Raw genomic sequence first — 23587 nt, forward strand, 5'->3', positions numbered from 1 at the left:
TTAAATTTTATAATTTACACGTCTATTTTTCTCTCAAAACACCTTTGATTTTTACAATCTCCGGTAATGCCAGAAACAACATTCTGGCTGCATCCTCCATAATTTCAGGAGTCAATGTTTCAGCCCGATCTCTCGGATCATGATAATACATAGGTTTCAACTCCTCGGTCGTGGCTATATATAAGGCCGGAATTCCCCGTTTAGAAAATTCATCACCATCCGCCTGAGAATAACTCACGGCCCGCTCATAAGGAGTTACCTCAAATTCCCGATGTAACCATCGATCGTTCACCTGAGCAAATATTTTTGCCACTGCAGGAAAGCTTTCAGCCCCCCAAACCGATAAACCATTTCCATTTCCAACCATATCAATGTTCAGCATACACATGGTTTTGTCCAGCGGAAACGTAGGATGATTCAAATAATGAATTGCTCCTTTAATACCTCTTTCCTCCGCCCCGAAAAAAGCGAACACGATATTCTTCTCCGGTTTGATTCCACTAGCAACCAAAGCCTTCGCTACGGCTAACTGTAAAGCAACCCCCGAAGCATTATCCAAAGCACCGGGAAACATTAGTCCATTGTTACCCAAATGATCGAGGTGTGCACCCAATACAATGGAAGAAGTCGTATCCACGCCCTTGATCACACCAATCACGTTACAGGTGGTCGCATAAGGATAGTGACGAGTCACAACATCCATATTCAAACGACATCCGGTATTAAAAGAACAGGGCTTTTGTTTCTCACTGATCTGTTTTTTTAACCCATCCCGCGTATACCCGGCTTTTGCAACCAATTCATCCACCATGGAAGGATCCACGTGAGTATAAATCATCCCTTTCGAAAAAGCAATTCCCGTGTGTGCCAGTTTTCCAACCAACAACACCGCTGCCGCACCTTTCTTTAAAGCCTGAGGTAATTTATAACTCTCGGAAGCATAGCGCATATAAAGATCAAAACGTTTTTTCTCATCCTTATCCCGATATGGTATACCCCGTTCAATGATCACAATCTTTCCCTTTACATCTATCCCCTCGTAATCATCATACCCGTATTCCGGGGCCGTGATTCCATACCCGGCATACACCACTTCTGCATTTTCCACCTTCCCCGAATCAGAGTTCATGCCCGGATAAAAATCCCGCGGGAAGACATACTCTTGTTCATTTCCCACTTTTTTCAATCTACAATCGATCAAACTCGTCGTAGGCATCCGAAAATGTTGTAAATAAGAACCATCATCCCCCGCGGGTTCTAACCCGAAATCGCACAATTGTTCCGCGCACCAAAAAGCACATTTCATATATTCTCCCGTTCCGGCAAGCCGTCCGTTATATTCTTCCTTGCATAATTCATGCACATATTCCATGATTTCATCACTTGAAATGGAGTGAAACACATCCATTATCTCCTTAGACATCTTTTCATGTTGGGCTTTCACCGAACAACACCAACCGACCAATAAAATCAAAATCCAATATCTCATACTCGAACTATTTACATTTTAACAGGTAATACCCGGAAAGTGAAATCATATATCCCCGGCAAAATCAAGTACTGCGGATGAGTCACTGCCCGCAAACTCCAAGTCGTATCCCCACCAACACCCATTTGCCGCCAATCAATATTCCAGGTAATCAAATTTTCCTCTTTCACTTCATTTAAATGACGCTGTGTCTTTTCGGCACCCGGTTCATCCAGTACATTATTGGAGAACCGGTAAACAGATGATCCGAAAGGAACATCCCCGATCACCTCCAAACCCAAATCATCGCCCTCAAGCCTCATCCGGCGAATATCCGTACGATTACCATTCTCTTGAGGACGAGCATAAGGTACATACCAATCTTCCACCGGACATTCATACCGTCCGACAAAAGCCCCTGAACAACGGTCTATGTAATTTTCCTGCGGTCCCCGGCCATACCACTCTACACGGGTAAAATCAGGAACAAGCTGCCAAGTCAGTCCTACCCGGGGAATCAATTCCGAAGTACAATTCCGGGCATCCACATGATAGCGGACTTCCATCTCTCCCGCCCCATTCAAACGATAACACAACTGATATGTCGTATTCATTTTCTCCAATTCGAAATTAGTTCGAATCTCCACGAATTTTCCTTGTTGTTTCACGTCGAAATTCACCAATTTCGCTTGTGAAGCAGCCCCTTTCCAACCGATACATTCCGGGATAATATACTCACTACCAAAATCATTATCCGTTCCCGGCCGCCAGAAATTAGCTTTCAGACCATTCACTAGAATCTCTTTGTTGTTTATCTGATACGAAATCAATTTACCCGTTTCTCGATCAAACTCAAGCATGACATCTCGTCCTTGCACAGAAACCCGATTCCCGTTCTCAACCACTTTAACCTCTCCATTCTCTGCGAAAGCAGGTAGTTTATCCAAACACGGTAATACAAACTGTTCTGCGGCCAACACATGCCCTTTCTTGATCAAGGAATAATCTTCATTAGCAATAGCGTACACGTTCACGCAATATTCTGCACCACGGTCTTCAAGTTTCGGGAATGGCAATTCCAATAAACATGTTTCCTGTGGCATCACCTTTAAATTAGGTACCGTACCGGAGTTCACGACAATTCCATCCTTCAACAATTCCCATTTCAGATCCGTATGCTCCAAAGATTTAAAAAACAACTCATTAAAAATCTCCACGATGCCCCGGTTATAATCCAACAAGCGAAATGCCACATCTTGATATACCTTTTTCACCTCCCATGCCGCAGGGCTCCATGAGCGGTCAGCCCGAACTATGCCATTCAAACAAAAGTTATTGCCGGAAGGAATTTCCGGACCTCCGAAATCTCCCCCATAGGCCCAATATTTCACTCCATTACTATCCACTTGTTCGATACCTTGGTCAACCCAATCCCATATATGTCCCCCTTGCAAATAAGGATATTTCCGAATCACATCCCAATACTCCTTCAGTCCCCCGACACTATTTCCCATTGCGTGAGCATACTCACACAAAATCAAAGGTTTATCTGGCCGAGACAACACATGATTAATCAGAACATCAATCTGTTTATACATCGGACAATAAATATCCGTAAACTCTTTCTTTCCGGCATCCTCAGAATGAATCGGACGCTGTGACAAATCATGCGCCTTCAACCATTTATAGGTTGCCAAGAAATTAATTCCGGACCCAGATTCGTTTCCCAGCGACCAAGCTATAATACAAGCATGATTTTTATCTCTTTGGAACATCCGTTCCGTACGATCAATAAAGACATGCGTCCATTCCGGTCTGTTCGCCAGAGACTCCCGGGGATCATAACCTATTCCATGACTTTCAACATTCGCCTCATCAACGACATACAAACCATATTCATCGCACAACCGATACCAAAGAGGATCATTGGGATAGTGAGCCGTACGCACACTATTTACATTCATCTCTTTCATCAAGCGAATATCCGTCAACATCGATTCCCGATCCACCACATGTCCCTTTTTAGGATCATGTTCATGACGATTCACCCCTTTCAACAAAACAGGTTGCCCGTTTACCAGCAATTGCCCTCCCTTAATCTCTGATTTACGGAAACCTACCGCTTGGGTTAATACCTCCCGGACCACTTTACGCCCCCGCTCCTCAACACGGGTCTCGATGATCAAATCATATAGATTAGGCGTCTCTGCCGTCCATTTCAACGGATTCAAAATCTTCTTTTCAATACAAACCGTATCCATACCCTCCTTCTTTCCGGAAGTAATCACTTCTGAAAATATCGTATTACCCTGTCTGTCATTCAACGTCAAGGCTACATCATACTTTTCTCCCCGGTTTTCCAATTCCATATTCAGACGCAACAAAGCATCCCGGTAATCAGCATCCAAATCCGTTGCAAGCTGAAAATCATATACATTTGAACGGGGACGGGCATAAAGAAATACATCCCGCTGGATACCGGAAAAACGCCAGAAATCCTGATCCTCCACGTAAGTACCATCACACCAACGGAAAACCTGCACGGCAATTTCATTCTTTCCTTTCCGTACATAAGAAGTTACATCAAATTCCGCCGGAGTTTTCGAATCTTGAGAATAGCCAACCAATTGACCGTTTACCCACACGTAAAAAGCAGAACTCACAGCCCCGAAATGTAACACAATCTTGTTCCCAATCCAATCATCGGGTACACGGAATGTCCTCTTGTAAGAACCAACCGGATCGTTCTCCGGGTCCACATTCGGCCACTTGGCTTTAAAACCGAATCCTGTTTCCACGTAAATCGGTACTCCGTAGCCTTTTAATTCCCAATTAGAAGGAACCTCGATATTATCCCATTTACGAACATCGTACCCAACCTTGTAAAAATCCATTGGACGGTCTGCCGGCTTACTCACCCACTTGAATTTCCATACCCCGTTCAAAGAAAGATAACGAGAGGAATTTTCCACATCCCATACCAATGCCTGTTCCCGATTATCAAACGGGATATAGAAAGCATGGCTACGCATACGGTTTCTCTGAAGAACATCCAGATTTTCCCAGTCATTCTGCGCCCCTGCTGACAATGCCATCAGCATAAAAACGAACAACAAACACCTCATAATTAACTATTTATATTCAAACATCATTAATAACAAATGTGCTGAAGACCAACCAAAATGCGGAGCATTCAAGGTCTCTCCGGTCAAGGGGTTATAATTTTCATGAACAGGCTGATCCCCCAACAGCCCCTGGCAATTATTTAATATTTTTAATGTCAATTCATTCGCCTCTTTATCATACCCGTAATTTCTCAACCCCCGAATACCGAAATACGCCTGATCCAACCAAACCGGTCCCCTCCAATAACCTCGTTCTGGTTCCAGGCGGGGATGACTTAGATCCAAGGTTCCCAAAGGCACAAAGGAATTGAACCGATTCACATCCATCATAATATTTCTCACCTGATCCGCTTGTTTTTGGTTTGCTACTCCGGCCCAAAGAGGTAACCAACCCTCCGGTCCGTAAACCGGAATAAGAGCGTGTGATTTTAACCGAACATCAAAGAAATATCCATTCTCATCATCGAACATGATTTGTCGAATCCTGTCGGCCAGAATACCCGCATCTTTTTCCAACTGGTTAGCAAGCTCGTCCCGGTTTAGCAAGCGGGCAAAGCGGGCAAGCGTCATCTTTTCATCATACAAGTAAGTATTCAAATCCACACTTTCCTGGCTCATTGACCAAGCTTTCGGTAACTCACCCTTTAACATCTCCGTACTATCAAAACGCACGGCATTATCCATCCCGCTTTCCCAAGCCGCAGCCTGCAAAGTCCCGTCCGTTGCCCCGTACTCACACAGTCCGTTCTGATCAACATCCCGATAAGCATACCACCAATTATGATATCTCAACAACCGATCAAACATCTCCTCGACAAAAGCCAAATCCCCATCCGCATCATAAATTTCCTCCACGGCCCATGAAGCCAGAGGGGGTTTCGTGTCCCGCAAATTATTAATATACTTTATTCGGCTGACAAAATCCGGAATCATACCTTCTTCCGTTTGGTAATCAAACAAAGCCCGAACATGATCTTTGGCTAACTCCGGCTCCCAATGCCCGATCGCCGCAGCAATCTTCCAAGAATCCCAAGACCAGAATCCCGTACTGAACCCCCAATAGGAAGGATAGCCGCCATCATGCAGTAAATCGTGTGCCGCACTCCGCCAATTCGCCATCAACGTCATCAAACACTTGACTGCTACTCTTCTGTATTTCAAATCAGTAAATAATTCCGACTTATTCTCAAACAACTTTTCAATATAACGCTCCCATCGTTGAGCAGCCATTTCAAAAAATGGTTCACTCTCCTCGAAGGGATTTCCCTCCAATACCGGATGTTTCACGTGTTCCGGTTCATCATTAAAATAGGCAGAATAAACAAACATATCCTCCCGTTCCTCTCCTCGCCCGAATTTACTCACCTCTGTTTCAAAACGGTACTTTCCATCCCGAACTACCGCATGACAACCTTCACCCGCTTCTATTTCAAAACAACATTTCGTTGCGGGAAACTCCAAATACACCGTCCGCCCGTCAATAACCTGACCTTGGAAATATTGAGTAAAAAAGCTCCCCTCATAAATAATCTTAACCTCTTTGGGACCTCCCGTGTTGCGGACCCGAGTCCGCAACAAAGAAGTCCGATTGTTTACAAAAACAATCTCCAGTGTCAAGGTTAGAGTCTCCCAGGTAAAGGACTGAATCATCCGACCCGGAAAATAACTTTTTTCAACAATAGCATTCGTAACTTCCTGTAATACTCCGTCAACAACCACTGATGCAACCGCAGTATAAGAGCCCACGGCATAATTGGATGCCATAGACATGGGACCGGAAAAACCTCCTGCCATTCCGACACTATCCGGAATAAAGGCAAATCCATGCCATGCCCCAAAATCGGAGAAAAGAGAAACTCCTTCTCTGATGCCTTGAGGCCAGTTAGATATATTCAGTACATTACGATAGTCAGCTTGTACATTTAAAAACGATTGTCCTGCACACCCGCACAGAAGGATTACAAAAAGCCATATATATTTCATACTATTCCGCTGCTTTATGAATAATCTGTTTTACCATACCAACATTTTGATCCATCTTCATGACCAAACGTCCCGCCTCGTCCGACGCAAATCCCTCTGAATTAATCTTCAAGAGGTAAACTTCACCATTAGCCAATCCAACACACAAATATTCATTAGCATAGAATTCATCCTCCATCGCCTTAATTTCTGCCGGAAAACTATAATACCGTTCCGGCACAATCTCACCCTCCGCATCTTTTCCAAAATAATACAAAACATTACCGGAAGCAATGAAAGCATACGGACAACCAAATCCCCGGCCTCTACCATTATCCGGAATCAACAATAAAATATTGTCATTCATCATATCCCCCTTAAATTCCCGTTGAGACTCTGCCACAATATCTTCAGGGTCATCCGTTAACAACATTTGTCCCACGTAAGTTCCATCCGCACGCTTGATGATATTATACAACCCACCAGCCGGAATATAATAGTCATTCCACCAATACCCGCTTGTTGCTATTAACTCATTATTACCCAAGTTATCCATGGGAATAAATCCATTCGGATAACCAGCACATTTCGGCTCTCCAATAGTTCCATAGCTGGAAGCCCCCCGGATATACAAGAATCGTTTTCTCTCTTTTTCATACACGAACACGTACCCATTTTCTGTATTCATATCATACACGAAACGATCTGCATTCAATTGATGAGCAACCTCTTCACCCACAACATTAGGTTCCATATACACCATCGGATATTGCGAAAAATATCCCGTATGGAAAGCTTCTGAACTAAAATTCTTACGCCCGAATACCCGTCCGTCCTCGGCCAGCAAAAAACTATACCAATCATCAAAGAATACTTGCTTAGGTCTCACGTTCTCCGGGATCACCTGAAATTCTTTCGACAATTCCAAAGATTTTTCCAAATTCGCACCATCCAAGTCAAGACATTTATAAAAATCATCCTGCAATAGCATAATATGTTCGTCTGTCTGATTTCCTAAATCATGCAGATGAATCTGTACAGGTTTCCCATCCAAAGAAACGCCTTCAATACCTTCATAAATATCATAGATACACCGAGCCCACTCCCCTTTCACTCTTTTTAAAAAACTTAATGATGACACACCATTTTTTTCTGATAAAATCAAAAAACCATCGGAATAAAGTGAACTAACCCTTACCATCGTCTGGGTCATAAAAGTTAATCCACTCAATGTATCAGTTACCTGCAACACCCATTTCATCTGCTCCGGAGCATCCAGGGGAATAATATATTCTATATTTTTCTCCCGGGAAAACACAGAATCAAGCTCCACGGACCATTCGTACTTTAACCCAACTTTCGTTTCCAAATCGAATACGATCTCCGGCTCAATAATCAACGTATCTCCAACAGACACATGGTATGATCCATTTACATTTCCGATTGTACCCTCTGCCAAATTGCGATAATCATAATCACCTTTATCTTCGTAACATCCTGTTATGCTCCAAGCCATCACAAGACACAATATCAATATCTTTTTCATAACATTCATTATTAACCGATTACTGTCACTGTTATTCTAGTTCCATCATCCTCGTATTCCGGATGAGCCTCCAAATAACGCTTAAACTTCAAGGCATACTCCCGTATATATTTTTCCTCAACACCCGTCAGATCAGTCACACCCACTTCCCGACAAAAAATCTCGTATTTCTTAGGAGTAAATCCACCTAAATAATATTTATTAACCGTCTCGTCCCACCATCCTGGAATTGAAATCGCTGAAGTAAAGTATATCTTTGCTTGGCTATAAACAGTTTCACCTACTTCAAAAAATTCACTCGGTTCAATTTGTAATACAACCCGACAATAAGCATCCTCCAATTGAGCCGTTTTCTTCAATACTACAAACACCGAATCGACATTCACACCTTTATGAAAAACCATCTCATCCGGAAATGCAAAATCCGCATCTGAAAGCGGAGATACCACCTTCCCATCTTTCAACAATCCCGACAAAGAATCCACCACACACAACTTGATCGGGCAATCCTCGGTCAATAACTGGCCTCCCAAATTAAATTTCACGGAAACTTCAATCGCATCCTTCCCCTGATGAAAGAAGAAGGTTTCCACGATGCTATCCGTAGCCGGATTATTATAAAAACTCAAATAATTAACACTACTATATGTATCGAACTCATCTTCCTTACATCCGAAAACGGCCAAAAGAAGGAATAAAAAGAGAAACTGTCCTTTCATAATCTTTATATTTTTGGTGACCATTATTTTTCTATTGATTTAAAGTTACATCTTCACTATCCGGAATTTCGAAAACAAACGCCCCATCCTTCATTCCCGAATAAAATTCTGTCCCCAACTTCTTATACAAGAAAAATAACTGTCCTTCACCGATAAACGTACGGTAAGCATCATTTATCCATGTTTTATGGTAATCCTCAAGACTTTGTACCGTTACCGGGGTATAGGCACCCGATGCCTGCTTTACCACCGTAATACGAGAAGCTGCCGTCGCATAATCTTTAATAGAGGCATAATACTCTCCCGCAATATACTGCATCTCACTTGTACGAATAATCGGAATGATTTCATTAGGGATCGTTCCTTGATCAGAACTTACAGGAAGATACTTTTTACTCACTTTATTCGCTCCATCCAAATTTTGCATATGATAATACCCACGATAATCATAAGTATCGGATCCCAATATCTTATTTAGCGCCGTGTTCGACACGCATAACACCTTATTGGTTCCGGTATAGTAAGCCTCAAAAAGTTCTGTCAATTTCCGATTACTCAATGCAAATATAACATCCTCATATTGCTTGGGCTTAGCATAATCTCCCTTAACCGGAAAAGACCCGTTATCTATCACTTCCTGAGCTTGTTCTGCTGCTAATTGTAGCTCGCCTTTATAATTATATACACGAGCCAACATTGCGGTTGCCGCATAGTAATTCATCCGGAACCCCCGGAAACAATAGAATAAATCCTCTACCGCTCCTGCAGTTCCCAATAAACGATTAGTTGTTCTTAATTGATCTTTTCTCACAGAAGAAACTGTATCAAACGTGGCCAATAAAGTTTTGGCATCTTTTAAATCCCGAATAACTTTGTCCAAATAATCTTGCACATTCTCCCGTTTCTGGAACACTGCAGGATGAGTTTCACAATAAGGAAGATACTCGTTATCATCATTAACAGGCACGTATCCCGTTTTATCCCCATTTAATTCAACAGCCACGGGAGCAAACAAGCGTAATAAATCAAAGTGCAAAAAAGCCCGTAAAGCCAAAGCTTCTCCCTTCACCATATTCTTTTCTCCCTCACGCCCCAAAAATTTTGTAACATCCTCCTTATCTATATTCTGAATCAAATTATTACAATTTGCTATTGACTTGTAAGCCCCCTGCCAAATATTCTCTAAAATCCCTTTGACCTCATTATTATCGTAATCACCTTTGTAAGCTTTAGGATAAGCTCCATATTGATTCATCTTGTCAAAATTATAATATTGAGCCAGCACATCCATAAACCCCCAAGTCAATTGTTGAGCATACATATCCGATTCCGAAATCCGGGAATAAACGCCGTTCAACGAATTACGATACCCTTCCCCGTCTGCAAAAAGATCTTCTTCATCAACTTCCGATTGCGGAGTGACATTCAACCAGCCATTGCATCCAGACAATAGCGGTAAAAACAATAGTAACAATATTTTGTTTTTCATACTCATCGCATTAATTAAAATTAATTTTAATAGAGAAATTATATGAATGGGCATAAGGAAACTCCGTTCCCCGCTCTTGCTTGATCGTTGAGATTCGGAACAATTCATTTGCACCTAATTCAAAACGAACCAAACCAAATTTATATTTTCGTAAGAATTTAGAATCCAAATCATAACCTAATGTAATAGAATTCAAACTAAGCTCGTTATCCTTCTGCATAAAACGAGATGTCGGTTTTGTGTACCCATCTTGATTTCTAATATCCTTATATTTAGCGTTATCTCCTGGTTTCTGCCATCTTTGTTTCAAAACACGTTTATCCACATTTTCCTCGTAAATCTTAGCATTCTCAACCTTCGTCACCAAAGTAGAATTATAGGCATCGCCACCAAACTTATACATAAACGAAGCGAACAATGACAAATTCTTATAACGCACATTAAATCCGAAAGCTCCCTGAGCATCCGGTTCCGTATCACCGATAATCACCATCTCGTCTCCAGACCAAGTATAAGTAATCGTCCCATCTTTCTTTAAAAACATCTCTTTACCATTTGCCGGATCAATTCCTAAAGATTTCATTCCATATTTGGCCGTATTAGAACCTCCTTCTTCGTATTTTGTTAAAATTTCCGAAGACGATTTCAAATTCGAACTTCGTTGGTAATACTGATTTACCCGGTCATTATACCGTTTTAATGCCTCCGAAATCGCTAATATCTCGTTTTTATTATGAGACATATTTCCATAGACAGAGAAATTCCAATCCTGACGTCTTACAATCTCGTACTTCACATCCAACTCAATACCTTTATTCAAAACATTACCCATATTATCATAGTAATCATTGAATCCTGAAGATGTCGGAATAGCTACCGTGGTAATCAAACCTGTCGTTTTCTTGTGATACCAACTTCCCGTGATAAACAAACGGTCATGCATAAAACCTAATTGGAATCCAGCATCAAAAGTTTTCGTTTTCTCCCAAGATAAAGCCGGATTACCCAATGCTTTCAGTAATGCACCAAATCCCGTACGATACCATTGATCTGTTAAGACTTCATAGGTTGTTTTCGCTACATACGGGGGAAAATTCACTTTACCCGTGGCCCCGTATGATGCCCGCAATTTTAAAGTTGACAACACACCTTGTTGTTTCATGAATTCATAATTATGAATATTAATACCGAGTCCGGCCGACCAGAAAGGAGCAAACTTTTTATCTTTACCAAAATCTGAAGAACCGTCAAAACGACAAGAAGCATCCAACAAATAAATATTATTATACGTGTAATTCAATCCAGCCAAAAAACCAACCATTCTACTCAAACGCTCATTAGCAGTCGGCTTTTCATATATTTCCTCTGCATAATTAATAGAGTTCAACGAGCCGGACGGGAAACCTTTATATTGACTAGAAGTCCCCTCACTCTTATTTGCCATAATATTCAACCCGGCAGTCAAATTTATATTATGCCTATTCACCATTTGATTATATGCAAACAAAATATTGGTATTCCAACTAAGTTCTTCACTCTTACTTAAATTATACGAGCCAGAAGACATATTATTTACAGACAATGATTCATTCTTATTTTGTAAAGACTTTGGATCAACGAAACGTTCTGTCGTAGAAAAACGGCGGGTCACACTAAAATCACCCTTTAACTGAAAATGCTCGGCAAACATCCAATTCACACCAAAGTTATCAATTAACTCCTCATACTTTGATCCACTGAAATTATTCAAAGTTGACTCGTACAATGGATTTACCCGTCCCAAATCCTCAGTCGTCATCCCGGATCTATTATGCCATTGAGGCAAATTTTGGGCAATTACCCCATTTTCATCTTTATAACGATCATAAGGCAATGCTGATGCATAACTAGAAAAAGAACCGTATGGAGAATCCTCTGAATTCATCACGCTATAAGAGATATAATTTCGCACCGACAAACCTTTAACTTGATAATTAATAGAAAATCCTCCCCCTATTCTCTTTCGGAAAGATTCTTTCATCACCCCTTTATCATTCCGATAACTAAAATCAATCCCATATCGTAAACCTTGAGCCCCTCCTTCCATGTACAAACTATGCTGCGTGTTGAATTCTGTACGTAAAGGTTGCGACAACCAATAAGTATTCACTCCCCGCGCTATATTCGCCTCCTTAGCTAACAATTCCTCCCGCTTAGAATACAATTCGGGAAAAGTCTCTGCCTCATAAAAACCTGCCGCAATTTCTGTATCCAACAATTCTCTGGCATTCATTAAATTATAATCACTCAAATCAGGAGTAGAAACTTTTCCGGTCAAACTATACGTTACAGACAACTGTCCGGCTTTCGGAGCCACGGTTGTAATGACCACCACCCCATTGGCAGCACGAGAACCGTAAATCGCAGTTGCAGCAGCATCCTTCAATATTGTAATATTCTGAATTCTATTGGGATCAAAATCATACAACTTTTCCGCTGTAATTTCGAAACCGTCCATAATAAACGTCGGCAGATTTGAGTTATTCTTCAAATTCGATTTATCCAGCGGATCGGCATCCAACGCCTTCACTCCCGTACTGGAAGTACCCCGGATATTCACCTCTGGCAATGCATTCGGATCTGATCCCCATTTATTATTCTCCCTAATTCTAAAGGAAGGGTCAAAAACCTGTAATGCTTGAATCACATTTGACTTGGAAACTTTCAGTAATTCCTCTTTGCTCACGCTAACAGCATTTCCGGTAAAGCTCTTTTTATCAATATTGGCATATCCTGTAACGACCACATCTTCCAAAGCACTTGTTTCGATCTTCATCCGTATATTCAGTTTCTTGTCGCCTTGTACTTTTATCTCCTGTGTTTCATAACCGATAAAGGAAACAAGTAATATCAACGAGTCTTTAGCAGGCAGAAGTAATGTAAAATCTCCCGTCTCATTAGAGGTTATACCGATCGTCGTACCTTTCAATATAATCGTGGCACCCGGCATGGGCTCACCCCTCTCATCCTTTACATTTCCTTTCACCACAATCTCCTTCTTTTCTTGAACAACCACCTCTTCTTTCTCGGAAATAACATATACCCCATCTACTTCCTTGTACATGTACTTTGTCCCTTGCAAACATTTATTCAGGATATCAGGAAGAGCTTTGTTCGTCAATACGACATTAATCCTCACGGATTTATCAATCCGCTCATGATTGTATAATATCTTTCCACCCGTTTGTTTGCTTAAATGTCCCAAGGCATCCAAAAGAGACATATTTTCAAACTTAACACTCATTTGTTGCGTTTGGGCTGAAACCTCTTCCCTTAGCATGGTCCCGTAAGCCAGCAACAGAGTCACGAAAATAAACAAGAATTTCCGCGATTGAATCACAACTTTTTTCATCATAAGTTATTGGTTTTAATTTATATGATTAAAAAACATTAGTATATAGTATTCCCATTATTGAACATTTTCACGTTCAATATCACACATTATTTACTCAAAAATTCCTTATTTCTTCGATCGGGAAATGAGTACTTTACCTTTTTCTAAAGAAAAATCCAAATGGGTAGCGAACTCCAGTATATCAAATACTTTTTCAATATCGGTATACTTGGGCACATTCCCTGTAAAGTGTAATTCCCGAATGCCCAGGTCCGCATAACACACCTCAATTCCATACCAACGAGCCATCCGTTTCATAATCGACTCCAGTTTTTCATTAAAAAAGTAAAGCCGATCTTCCATCCAAGACGTATAAGGCAAAATATTCACCTCTTTCACTGATAAGGATTGTTCTTTAATCAAGGCTTGCTCCCCGGGACTCAATATTTTTTTCTGATCCCCAAGGGCTACTTCAATCTTTCCCGAGGCAAGAGTCGCCAAACCAAATTCATCATCATTATAGCAACTTACATCAAAAGATGTCCCCAAGGCTTTCACCGAAAAAGTGGCACAATTCACTATAAAAGGTTTTGACGTATCCCTCGCCACGTCAAAAAACGCTTCACCTTCCAAATACACTTCCCGAGAAGTTCCCACAAAATTAACCGGATACTTTAACCGGGAGGTTGCCGCCAACCACACCTTTGTACCATCTTCTAGGGTCAGACAATATTCTGCACGGGCGGGAACACTCAATGTATTATAAATTAATTCCTTGGAAATGTCATCATGATTCTCGTACACGATTTGATCCCTTTTCTCCGTCATCCTAATTTTCATCCCGTTCTTTTCCAGAACTCCAGTCGAATCGAACTGACTAATGTTCACCCGCTCCCCGTTAGAAAGAAACAACATAATACCACCCTCATTAGCAGTAACCTCCACGCTTGACTCCACATCTCCCGTCTTCAGTAGCCACCAAGCAAACAAAGCCACGAACGGTAATAACACAGCGGCATAACGCATGAAAGAACGTCGCAAAACTCGTACTCGTTCTTTTTTCCGAGTCTCATCCAACACCCGGTTCCATATAAGTTGTCGATTAAACGATTTTTTTATCCTCAAATCGCTTGCAGCCTGTTGCAGTGCTTCCTCGTAACATTTCTGATGCTCCTCGGATTCTTTCAGCCAAGCCACGAACTCCACGTCATCATGAGGACGTTTCCCTCGTAAAACCTCTTTTAGAATATTCATATTTGATCTGTACTCTTCCATATTCAAATAACCTTTCATTAACAAGTCACATCAACTTGAAAAAAGTATTACTCGGATTTCAAAAAAATCAACAAAAAAATAAAAAATTGCTCTTTCGTCAATTTTTCCCGTAAAATCCGGTACGCTTTACTTACTTGCACTTTTACTGTATTTACCGATAGATCATACTTTTGAGCCACCTCAACATAGCTACATTCCTCGATACAGGCATCCACAAAAATAGCTTTACATTTTTCCGGCAAAGAATCAATTGCCAGATGAATTTTTTCGCACAACTCCGCTCGTTCCATTTCATACTCCACACAAGACGGATCCTCTAATTCTTCAGATAATTCCGTATCCCTATATTTTGTCCGTGTCGCATTTAAGGAGGCATAATGTATTGCAGAAAAACAATAATAACGGAAGGATTTATATATCAGCACTTTTTCCCGGTTCATCCACAACTTCACGAAAAAATCCTGGACAACATCTTCCGCTACCGCCTTATTTCCCGTGATACGATAAGCAACCACATACAAATCCGGAGAATACCGATTAAATATATTCTCAAAACAAACTCTATCCCCCCGCCGTAATCCTTCTACATCCTTATCTTCCACCATCATAATGGGCATATTATATATTCCAAAAAATCTTTCCTACGAAAGAATCACATCTTTTTTAAATCCCCACATACTATATCAAAAGACGATCGTTTAATGATGTGGTGATATGAATGGATTAGAAAAAGCGTAATTGCGTGATAACAAGAGATAAAGGAAATAATAGCTAATATCAAAATCTTAAATTATTAAACGATCGTTTAATAATCACAAAAGTAATAATATTTTATTATTCCATGCCTTCCGTAAACAATTTCGTCCGTTCTACATCTTTCTTTGAATAAGTCACATCAACTTCAAAAAAGTATTATTCAAAACTTATAAAAAATAGACTATATTTCTTCCTTTTTTCCACCACCCTTACGCTTACACCCGTCCCTTCATTGTTTCGTTATGTTATTGTTTTCACTTCAACAATGATATAACGAATACAAAACGAATAAATGTAAAGCAATGTATTGAACAACAGATAATAACCAGTAAAGTTCAACAAATCTATCCGAGAACAAGAAGAGATTTAACCGAAAAGCTACCCCTCTTTCGAAGACTCCCCAGAGCTTAAACAGAACTCAGATAACAGCGACAGGCGCATCAACGGTTGATCTCTGAATGATCAACGAAAAAGGGTACTGTTCTCTATTAGATTACAACTGTATTACACCTAATTCTGGTTTAATCAAACCAATATTTCATTCTCTTCGGGAAAGCATTTTAAGGCATAACAAACGAAAAAGGTAATAACTGGCTGGCCTTGATCAAGATGGTTCTTTTTTTACCTATCATGATAACGTCAAAATCCGCTTTATAGCGTTGAACAATCTCGGCCATCACCTGACGACAAGCCCCGCACGGGGTAACATTGTCCTCCACTTCCACGCCATGATCCCGGGCTGCAATGGCAATTGCCTTGATCCCCGCCTCCGGATACGTAGAACAAGCATAAAATAATGCGGTCCGCTCGGCACACAACCCGGAAGGATAAGCAACATTCTCCTGATTGGTACCACAAACGACCTCTCCGTTATTCATCAGCACGGCGGCCCCCACGGCAAAACCGGAATACACGCAATACGCATTTTTCGTGACATCCAAGGCTGCACGACACAAGTCCTCGTACCCTTCCGGGTAAGATTCCCGGTACACCGTGTAATCAATCTTCAATTCCGCTTTCTCCATTCTATTTTTTTTCGTAATTTTACCGCCAATATAAAACATTATCGGAAACTATGAGCAAGATTTACGTTATTTTATTTTTGAGTTTTATATGTGTTAACATATGTGGAGCTTCTACGGACAGTCGCAAAGCGTTCATCAAAAAATATAAAAGTATTGCCATCGAAGAGATGGATCGTACGGGAATCCCCGCCAGTATCAAGCTGGCACAAGGGATGTTGGAATCCGGATGCGGAACATCCAAACTGGCGGTCAACGCCAACAACCATTTCGGTATCAAATGCCATAACTGGAACGGGGCCAGTTTTACCATGGACGATGATAAACGAAACGAATGTTTCCGAAAATACAGGAATCCGGAAGAATCATGGGTAGATCACAGTGAATTCTTACTCACCCGCCCCCGCTACGCCTTCCTATTCGACCTGCCAAAAACAGATTATAAAGGCTGGGCCAAAGGCTTGAAAAAAGCAGGATATGCAACCGCCTCCGATTACGCACAAAAACTCATTAAAATTATCGAGGAAGAAGAGTTATATCAATTCGATCGCCCGGCAAAAAAAGTCCGTCCGATACCCAATGAATTAAACTACAAACTCAGCGAAAGCAAAAACTACCAGAGCAGGGTGGTATATATCAATCGAATTCCTTCCGTGAAAGTGAAAGAAGGGGACACGTTTGAAAATATCGCCCAGTATTTCAACATTCCGTTGAAGAAATTACTAAAATACAACGATAAAAACGAACTTTCGATCCGTACAGGAATGCACGTGTTCTTGGCAAAGAAAAAGAACAAAGCCCCAAAAGGTTACACGTTTCATAAAACGAAAGCCGGAGACACCATGTACATGATCTCCCAGATATATGGAATCAAGCTCGCCAAATTGTTGCAATATAATTACATGGAGAACGGCGAGCAACCTCAGGTCGGTGAAATGATCTCGTTAAGAGGGCCCGCCCAATTATACTAAAGGAGAAAAATTAAATGGAAAAAAATAACGAGCTATTCTTAAAACAGAATTCAATATTCGGGTGCCTGATCGGGGGCACCTTCATTTTCGCATCTTTGTTATTTATCCTGGCAGGAAAAGGAATCGTGGTAAACGCACAATTCCACAACATCATCATGATGCTAACCATTTTCGGGATATTCATCGGTGTCCGGAAATACAGGGATGAACAGTTGGCAGGCGTCATTTCTTACGGGAAAGCACTGAAAACAGGCATTTTTATCCTTTGCATCGCCTCGTTATGCTATGCCGTGTACGTGTTCTTTTTATACACGTTCAACGCGGACTTACTGACCGAATTCAAAAATGTGACAATAAACACACTGAAAATTACCGGTCAGAACTCCCCGCTCTTCAAAATGCTCGAAGAAAATGTTGATGTATATTTTGTTCCCGCCAGTATCGCTTTCGGGGAACTATTCAATAGAATCATCGTGGGAGCAGCCTTCTCGCTATTTATAGCCGGGTTGGTCAGAAGAAGTAAATTACCGTTTAACCCGCAAGAATTTTAAACATGGATATTTCAGTAGTCGTACCGTTATATAATGAAGAAGAATCCTTGCCAGAACTTTCCGCATGGATCGAGAGAGTCATGGTTGCGAACAATTTTACCTACGAAATTATTATGGTAGATGACGGGAGTAACGACAAGTCATGGAAAGTGATCGAACAACTGTCTGCTAAAGACGATCATGTACGTGGCATTAAATTCCGCCGTAATTATGGGAAATCGGCTGCGTTACATTGTGGTTTCGAGGATGCACAAGGAGACGTGGTAATCACCATGGATGCAGATTTACAAGATAGCCCGGACGAGATTCCGGAACTCTACCGCATGATCACGGAAGAAGATTATGACTTGATTTCCGGCTGGAAAAAGAAAAGATATGACCCGATAACCAAAACACTCCCGACAAAGCTTTTCAACGCTACTGCCCGGAAGTTCTCCGGCATAAAGTTACATGACTTTAATTGCGGATTAAAGGCTTATAAAAACACGGTAGTGAAGAATATCGAAGTGTACGGGGAGATGCACCGCTACATCCCGATTTTGGCCAAACAGGCCGGATTCACCCGGATCGGGGAAAAGGTGGTTCATCATCAAGCCCGAAAATACGGGGTAACGAAATTCGGACTTAACCGGTTTATTAACGGTTTTCTCGACCTACTTTCCGTAACTTTTATTACCCGGTTCGCTAAAAAACCCATGCACTTATTCGGTGCACTGGGAACGCTGTTATTTATTATCGGATTTTGTGCCGCCGCTTGGATCGGTATTGAAAAACTGATCGCCGTGGCCCATAACCTAAGAGCCCCTCTGGTAACAAACAATCCTTACTTCTATATCGCTCTGACCTGCATGATCATCGGTTCTCAACTTTTCTTGGCCGGTTTCTTGGCAGAATTAGTTTCCCGAAGTGCCAGCGATCGGAACGTGTACAGGATCGAGAAAAAAATATAAACCACAAGATATATTCTAAATTAAAAATGTCCACCTCGTTTGAAGTGGACATTTTCAATATGAATACAATCAATTTTCTTCTTACTGTTGAACGTTCGGTAATTCCAAACCGAGACCTTTCACCTTATCAACACGTTTCAGGATTATACCGATAATCAAAGCGGCAACACCCAAGCAAGCCAACATGACAAGAGGCCACGTATAATTATAGGAAACAGCAGCTTGTTCCGGGGTGATCACGTGATTCTTCAAGTCATTTACAACTTGAGGATTTGTGTTATCCAACACTTTACCGATCAATAACGGGAAAAGCCACAAACCGATATTTTGAATCCAGAATATCAATGCATAAGCAGAACCGATCACTCTCTGATCAACCAACTTCGGAACACTCGGCCATAATGAAGCCGGAACCAGCGAGAACGATGCTCCCAGAATTAAAATGGTCACGTATGCAATCAAAACACCTCCGATTGCACTACCTTTAAACAGAGGTAAGATAAATGCAAAGGTCAAGTGACACACGATCAACAAGATTGAACCGAACATCAACATGGTAGCAGCCTTACCTTTATTGTCAACCACTTTACCAAGTATCGGCGTGATACCCACTGCCAACAACGGGAATACGGCAAAAATAGTCTCTGCCGACTGACGCATATAACCCATGTAGCAGAATATAATCAAACCTATTACAGAGATAGCTAACAACAAAGTTTTCAATGCCTTCTTGCTTGTAAAATTAAATGCAAATGCAGTAGCTGCAACAACCAGCATGATACAATATTGAATAATTGTCACAGTATTCCCAGCCCAGAAAGAACCTTCGGCAGGAGGAGTAAATGTCAAATTACATTGTAGCATGTTAACTGCATATTTCTGGAACGGGAAAATAGCCGAGTAATACAATACACAAAGTAATGCAACCAACCAGAAACCTCCACTTGACAGGATTTTCCCAATATCTTTAATTTTAAAGGGCTCATCTTTTTCTTCAGCCTCTCCGGTCTGTGCATCCAATTTCTTATCCATGAAGAAATAAACAATGAACATGATCAACGCGATCATCAATAACACCACGCCAAAAGCGACTGAACGAGAAACGTCAACCTGTCCACCAAGTTTGGCGAAGAACGGAGAGAAAATCATACAAGTAGCAACCCCCAAACGTGCTAATGCCATTTCGGACCCCATTGCCAAAGCGATTTCACGTCCCTTAAACCATTTTACAATACCGCGAGAAACCGTGATACCAGCCATTTCCACACCACAGCCGAAGATCATGAAACCAACTGCAGCCAGTTTAGCAGATGCCGGCATTCCCTGGTAGAACGGGGAGATTCCCAACTCATCAAAACCCGGGATGTAATTCAAATTGTTCGTAAACCATGCTTCCAACCCGCTTCCCTTGAAACCTTCTGCAACAGCATACCATTTAATAACCGCACCGATTAACATTACCCCACCTGATAAAAGAGCAGTGAAACGAACACCCATTTTATCCAGAATGATACCGGCAAAAATTAAAAAGAATACAAATACATTCAAGAATGTTTCAGAACCTTGCATTGTTCCAAATGCCAATGAATCCCAACCACGTTCTGACTGCATCAAATCTTTAATCGGTGATAAAATGTCCATAAATATATATGAACAAAACATGGCTAATGCCAGCAACAATAAAGCGGCCCACCGAACGGCTGCATTGTCTCTTAGAGTAAGCTTTTCTGTCATTTGAATTTATTTTTTATAGAAATGAAGAAAATAAACAATGTTTTCCTATAACCACGCACCTTTACCTCTTCACATCTAAGTAAATAATTTATTTTGCAACAAAAATAGTATTTATTTTTAATAGAGAATCATTGTTATTCTTTAAAAATACGGGAAATCCAAAATAAAAGGAAATTGCCGGATTTCAGCCCGGAATTACTGAATATCAAGAAATAATCTATCGTTCAAAAAACGAGTGTCCGGAAACTTTAGGGCCTAATGAAAGCCTTTTGCTATCCGCAGTGAACAATTTTAAAGAAAAATACTTTTCAACAGCAGCATTTTTCTCTATCTTTGTTTAATGTCACGTCTTTCCTGAAGAGTGATTTTATAGCTAGAGGACATCCTTATAGCTAATTTTTTACAAGAGATGATTACAAACGATTTTATTTATACATCATGAAAAATAGAATAACAAAACTTTTCAATATAAAATACCCGATTATTCAAGGGGGTATGGTATGGTGTAGCGGATGGCGGCTAGCTTCCGCAGTAAGCAATAACGGGGGATTAGGATTACTGGGCGCCGGTTCCATGCACCCGGAAATGCTGGTGGAACATATCCGGAAAATGAAAGAGGCCACGGATAAACCGTGGGGGATCAATGTCCCGTTACTTTATCCGGAAATTGACCGGCTTATGGATATAATTATTCAAGAAGGCGTTAAAATTGTTTTCACCTCTGCCGGAAGCCCGAAAAAATGGACTCCCCTGTTAAAGTCGCATGGTATCACCGTGGTACACGTGATCAGTAGTGCCCTGTTCGCAAAGAAATGTGAAGAGGCAGGAGTAGATGCAGTTGTCGCTGAAGGTTTTGAAGCCGGGGGACATAACGGACGGGAAGAAACGACCACGCTCACCTTGATTCCCAATGTTGTGGAATCCTGCTCCCTACCCGTTATTGCCGCAGGGGGAATATCCTCTGGAAAATCCGTGGCAGCCGCCATGACTCTCGGAGCGGAAGGGGTACAAATCGGAACCCGTTTTGCCGTTGCCGCAGAATCTTCCGCCCATCCGACATTCAAACAACGGGTATTTGACACGGAAGAAGGTGGCACCATGCTGGCATTGAAAAAACTCGCCCCCACCCGTCTGATTAAAAACGACTTCTTCAATCAGGTAAAAGCACTGGAAGACGCCGGAGCAGAGGCCGCCCAATTAACTGAACTTTTAGGTAAAGGACGGGCTAAGAAAGGAATCTTCGAAGGTGACATGACGGAAGGTGAGTTAGAAATCGGACAAATCGCATCCATGTTGCACAAAGAAGAAAGCGTGGCTGAAATTATGGAAGATATTATCGCTGATTTCAACAAAACAACAAGCAAATTGGGCGATCTGAAACTATGAAAATGAATTTACATTTATGATAAAATTTACACGCCACACACTAGACAATGGCTTAACAATGATCTGTAACACGGATACCAGTACTCCATTTGTATCCGTGAACATCCTTTATAAAGTAGGTGCCCGGGACGAAGATTCCAATCGCACGGGCTTTGCCCATCTTTTTGAACATTTAATGTTCGGGGGCTCCAAACACATCGCTGATTACGATTATCACGTTCAGAAAGCGGGCGGGGATAGTAATGCATTCACGAATAACGACTACACAAATTATTACATCACGATCCCGGCCCCCAATATCGAAACGGCCTTGTGGCTGGAATCAGACCGGATGCTGGCACTCGATTTCTCCCAAAAATCACTTGATGTTCAACGTAACGTGGTCATTGAAGAATTCAAACAGCGCTACTTCAATAATCCTTACGGGGACATTTGGTTGAAATTACGTCCTTTAGCCTATAAGGTACATCCGTACCAGTGGCCTACTATCGGGAAAAACATTGACCATATCGCAGGGGCATCTCTGGAAGAGGTGGAAGACTTCTTTCATCGTTTCTATGCCCCGGATAATGCCATACTAAGTATCAGCGGTAATATTACCGACGAGAAAGCCCTTGAACTCGTGAAAAAATGGTTCGGGGACATTCCTCCCGCCCGTTATAAGAGAAAAGCATTACCCATGGAACCGCAACAAACCGAAGAGCGTCGCCTCGTATGCGAGCATAACAAAGTTCCGGCAGATGCAATCTATAAAGTATACCACATGGGCGACCGCCGATCGGATAATTTCTACACGTGCGACACGATCTCGGACATATTATCCAACGGTCAATCCTCCCGCTTGTACATCAACCTCATTAAAAACGGGAAATTATTCTCGGAAGTTGACGCTTATATCACCGGGGACATGGATCCGGGATTATTCATTTTCTCCGGAAAACTCTCGGAAGGAGTAGCGATAGAAGAAGCGGAAGCCGCCATTCAAAACGAGATTGATCGTTTTATCGAAGACCCGATTTCAGAACGAGAACTCCAAAAGGTAATCAACAAAACTGAAGCCCGAATCTCTTACAGCGAGATCAATTATCAAGGGAAATCAGCCAACTTGGCATTTTTTGACTATCTGGGAGATATTAACCTGATTAATTCGGAGTGTACCCGCTACGCAGAAGTATCTCTTGATTCGATAAAACAGACCGCCCGAGAATTATTCTCCGCACAGAATTGCTCTACCTTGTGGTATCTTAAAGACAAATAATT

General features: G+C 41.4%; 16 protein-coding genes. 5 read left to right on the forward strand and 11 right to left on the reverse strand.

From position 1 onward, the window contains the following. Positions 1 to 22: 22 nt before the first annotated feature. The 10 genes from I2I33_RS16770 to cdd form a co-directional block, all read right to left on the reverse strand. On the reverse strand, positions 23 to 1489 hold the full coding sequence (locus tag I2I33_RS16770; protein ID WP_087421093.1) for a M20/M25/M40 family metallo-hydrolase: 1467 nt from the start codon (positions 1487 to 1489) through the stop codon (positions 23 to 25). Positions 1490 to 1500: 11 nt separating this feature from the next. After that, the gene (locus tag I2I33_RS16775) at positions 1501 to 4593 is read right to left on the reverse strand and encodes a glycoside hydrolase family 2 TIM barrel-domain containing protein (protein ID WP_195666856.1); all 3093 of its coding nucleotides are present in this window, start codon (positions 4591 to 4593) and stop codon (positions 1501 to 1503) included. Between the two features lie 6 nt (positions 4594 to 4599). After that, positions 4600 to 6576: an MGH1-like glycoside hydrolase domain-containing protein gene (locus I2I33_RS16780; RefSeq protein WP_087421091.1), complete on the reverse strand. Its 1977-nt coding sequence runs from the start codon at positions 6574 to 6576 to the stop codon at positions 4600 to 4602. Position 6577: 1 nt separating this feature from the next. After that, positions 6578 to 8101 (reverse strand): PKD-like family lipoprotein, encoded by a 1524-nt coding sequence (locus tag I2I33_RS16785; protein WP_162613774.1) that lies wholly within the window; start codon positions 8099 to 8101, stop codon positions 6578 to 6580. 11 nt (positions 8102 to 8112) lie between these two features. Further along, positions 8113 to 8820: a DUF4843 domain-containing protein gene (locus I2I33_RS16790; protein ID WP_162613773.1), complete on the reverse strand. Its 708-nt coding sequence runs from the start codon at positions 8818 to 8820 to the stop codon at positions 8113 to 8115. A 31-nt stretch (positions 8821 to 8851) separates the two neighbouring features. Next, entirely contained in the window at positions 8852 to 10309 is a 1458-nt protein-coding gene (locus tag I2I33_RS16795; RefSeq protein ID WP_162613772.1) for a RagB/SusD family nutrient uptake outer membrane protein, read from the reverse strand. A 10-nt stretch (positions 10310 to 10319) separates the two neighbouring features. Further along, complete coding sequence (locus I2I33_RS16800) at positions 10320 to 13703, reverse strand: SusC/RagA family TonB-linked outer membrane protein (protein WP_087421087.1); 3384 nt, start codon at positions 13701 to 13703, stop codon at positions 10320 to 10322. A 105-nt stretch (positions 13704 to 13808) separates the two neighbouring features. Further along, positions 13809 to 14957: a FecR family protein gene (locus I2I33_RS16805; protein WP_162613771.1), complete on the reverse strand. Its 1149-nt coding sequence runs from the start codon at positions 14955 to 14957 to the stop codon at positions 13809 to 13811. A gap of 47 nt (positions 14958 to 15004) precedes the next feature. Continuing rightward, positions 15005 to 15565, reverse strand: coding sequence for an RNA polymerase sigma factor (locus I2I33_RS16810; RefSeq protein WP_162613770.1), 561 nt, complete (start codon positions 15563 to 15565; stop codon positions 15005 to 15007). A gap of 708 nt (positions 15566 to 16273) precedes the next feature. Beyond that, positions 16274 to 16738, reverse strand: a complete 465-nt coding sequence (gene cdd / locus I2I33_RS16815) for a cytidine deaminase (protein ID WP_229128355.1) — start codon at positions 16736 to 16738, stop codon at positions 16274 to 16276. A gap of 50 nt (positions 16739 to 16788) precedes the next feature. Here cdd and I2I33_RS16820 point away from each other — a divergent pair, with 50 nt between their 5' ends. The 3 genes from I2I33_RS16820 to I2I33_RS16830 are packed head-to-tail and all read left to right on the forward strand — an operon-like array spanning position 16789 to position 19207. After that, the gene (locus tag I2I33_RS16820; protein WP_087421083.1) at positions 16789 to 17706 is read left to right on the forward strand and encodes a glucosaminidase domain-containing protein; all 918 of its coding nucleotides are present in this window, start codon (positions 16789 to 16791) and stop codon (positions 17704 to 17706) included. 14 nt (positions 17707 to 17720) lie between these two features. After that, positions 17721 to 18257, forward strand: coding sequence for a DUF4199 domain-containing protein (locus tag I2I33_RS16825; protein WP_087421082.1), 537 nt, complete (start codon positions 17721 to 17723; stop codon positions 18255 to 18257). 2 nt (positions 18258 to 18259) lie between these two features. Then, a complete protein-coding gene (locus I2I33_RS16830; protein ID WP_087421081.1) occupies positions 18260 to 19207 on the forward strand; it encodes a glycosyltransferase family 2 protein in 948 nt (315 codons plus the stop codon). An 81-nt stretch (positions 19208 to 19288) separates the two neighbouring features. On the opposite strand, the gene I2I33_RS16835 is transcribed toward I2I33_RS16830, so the two are convergent. Continuing rightward, complete coding sequence (locus I2I33_RS16835) at positions 19289 to 20941, reverse strand: MFS transporter (protein WP_087421080.1); 1653 nt, start codon at positions 20939 to 20941, stop codon at positions 19289 to 19291. Between the two features lie 438 nt (positions 20942 to 21379). Here I2I33_RS16835 and I2I33_RS16840 point away from each other — a divergent pair, with 438 nt between their 5' ends. Both I2I33_RS16840 and I2I33_RS16845 read left to right on the forward strand, forming a co-directional pair. Then, complete coding sequence (locus I2I33_RS16840; RefSeq protein WP_087421079.1) at positions 21380 to 22327, forward strand: NAD(P)H-dependent flavin oxidoreductase; 948 nt, start codon at positions 21380 to 21382, stop codon at positions 22325 to 22327. A gap of 16 nt (positions 22328 to 22343) precedes the next feature. Continuing rightward, the gene (locus tag I2I33_RS16845) at positions 22344 to 23585 is read left to right on the forward strand and encodes a M16 family metallopeptidase (RefSeq protein ID WP_087421078.1); all 1242 of its coding nucleotides are present in this window, start codon (positions 22344 to 22346) and stop codon (positions 23583 to 23585) included. Positions 23586 to 23587: the final 2 nt, after the last annotated feature.

Source organism: Butyricimonas sp. BSD2780061689_150309_C8 (assembly GCF_015560935.1).
Taxonomy (GTDB): domain Bacteria; phylum Bacteroidota; class Bacteroidia; order Bacteroidales; family Marinifilaceae; genus Butyricimonas; species Butyricimonas paravirosa.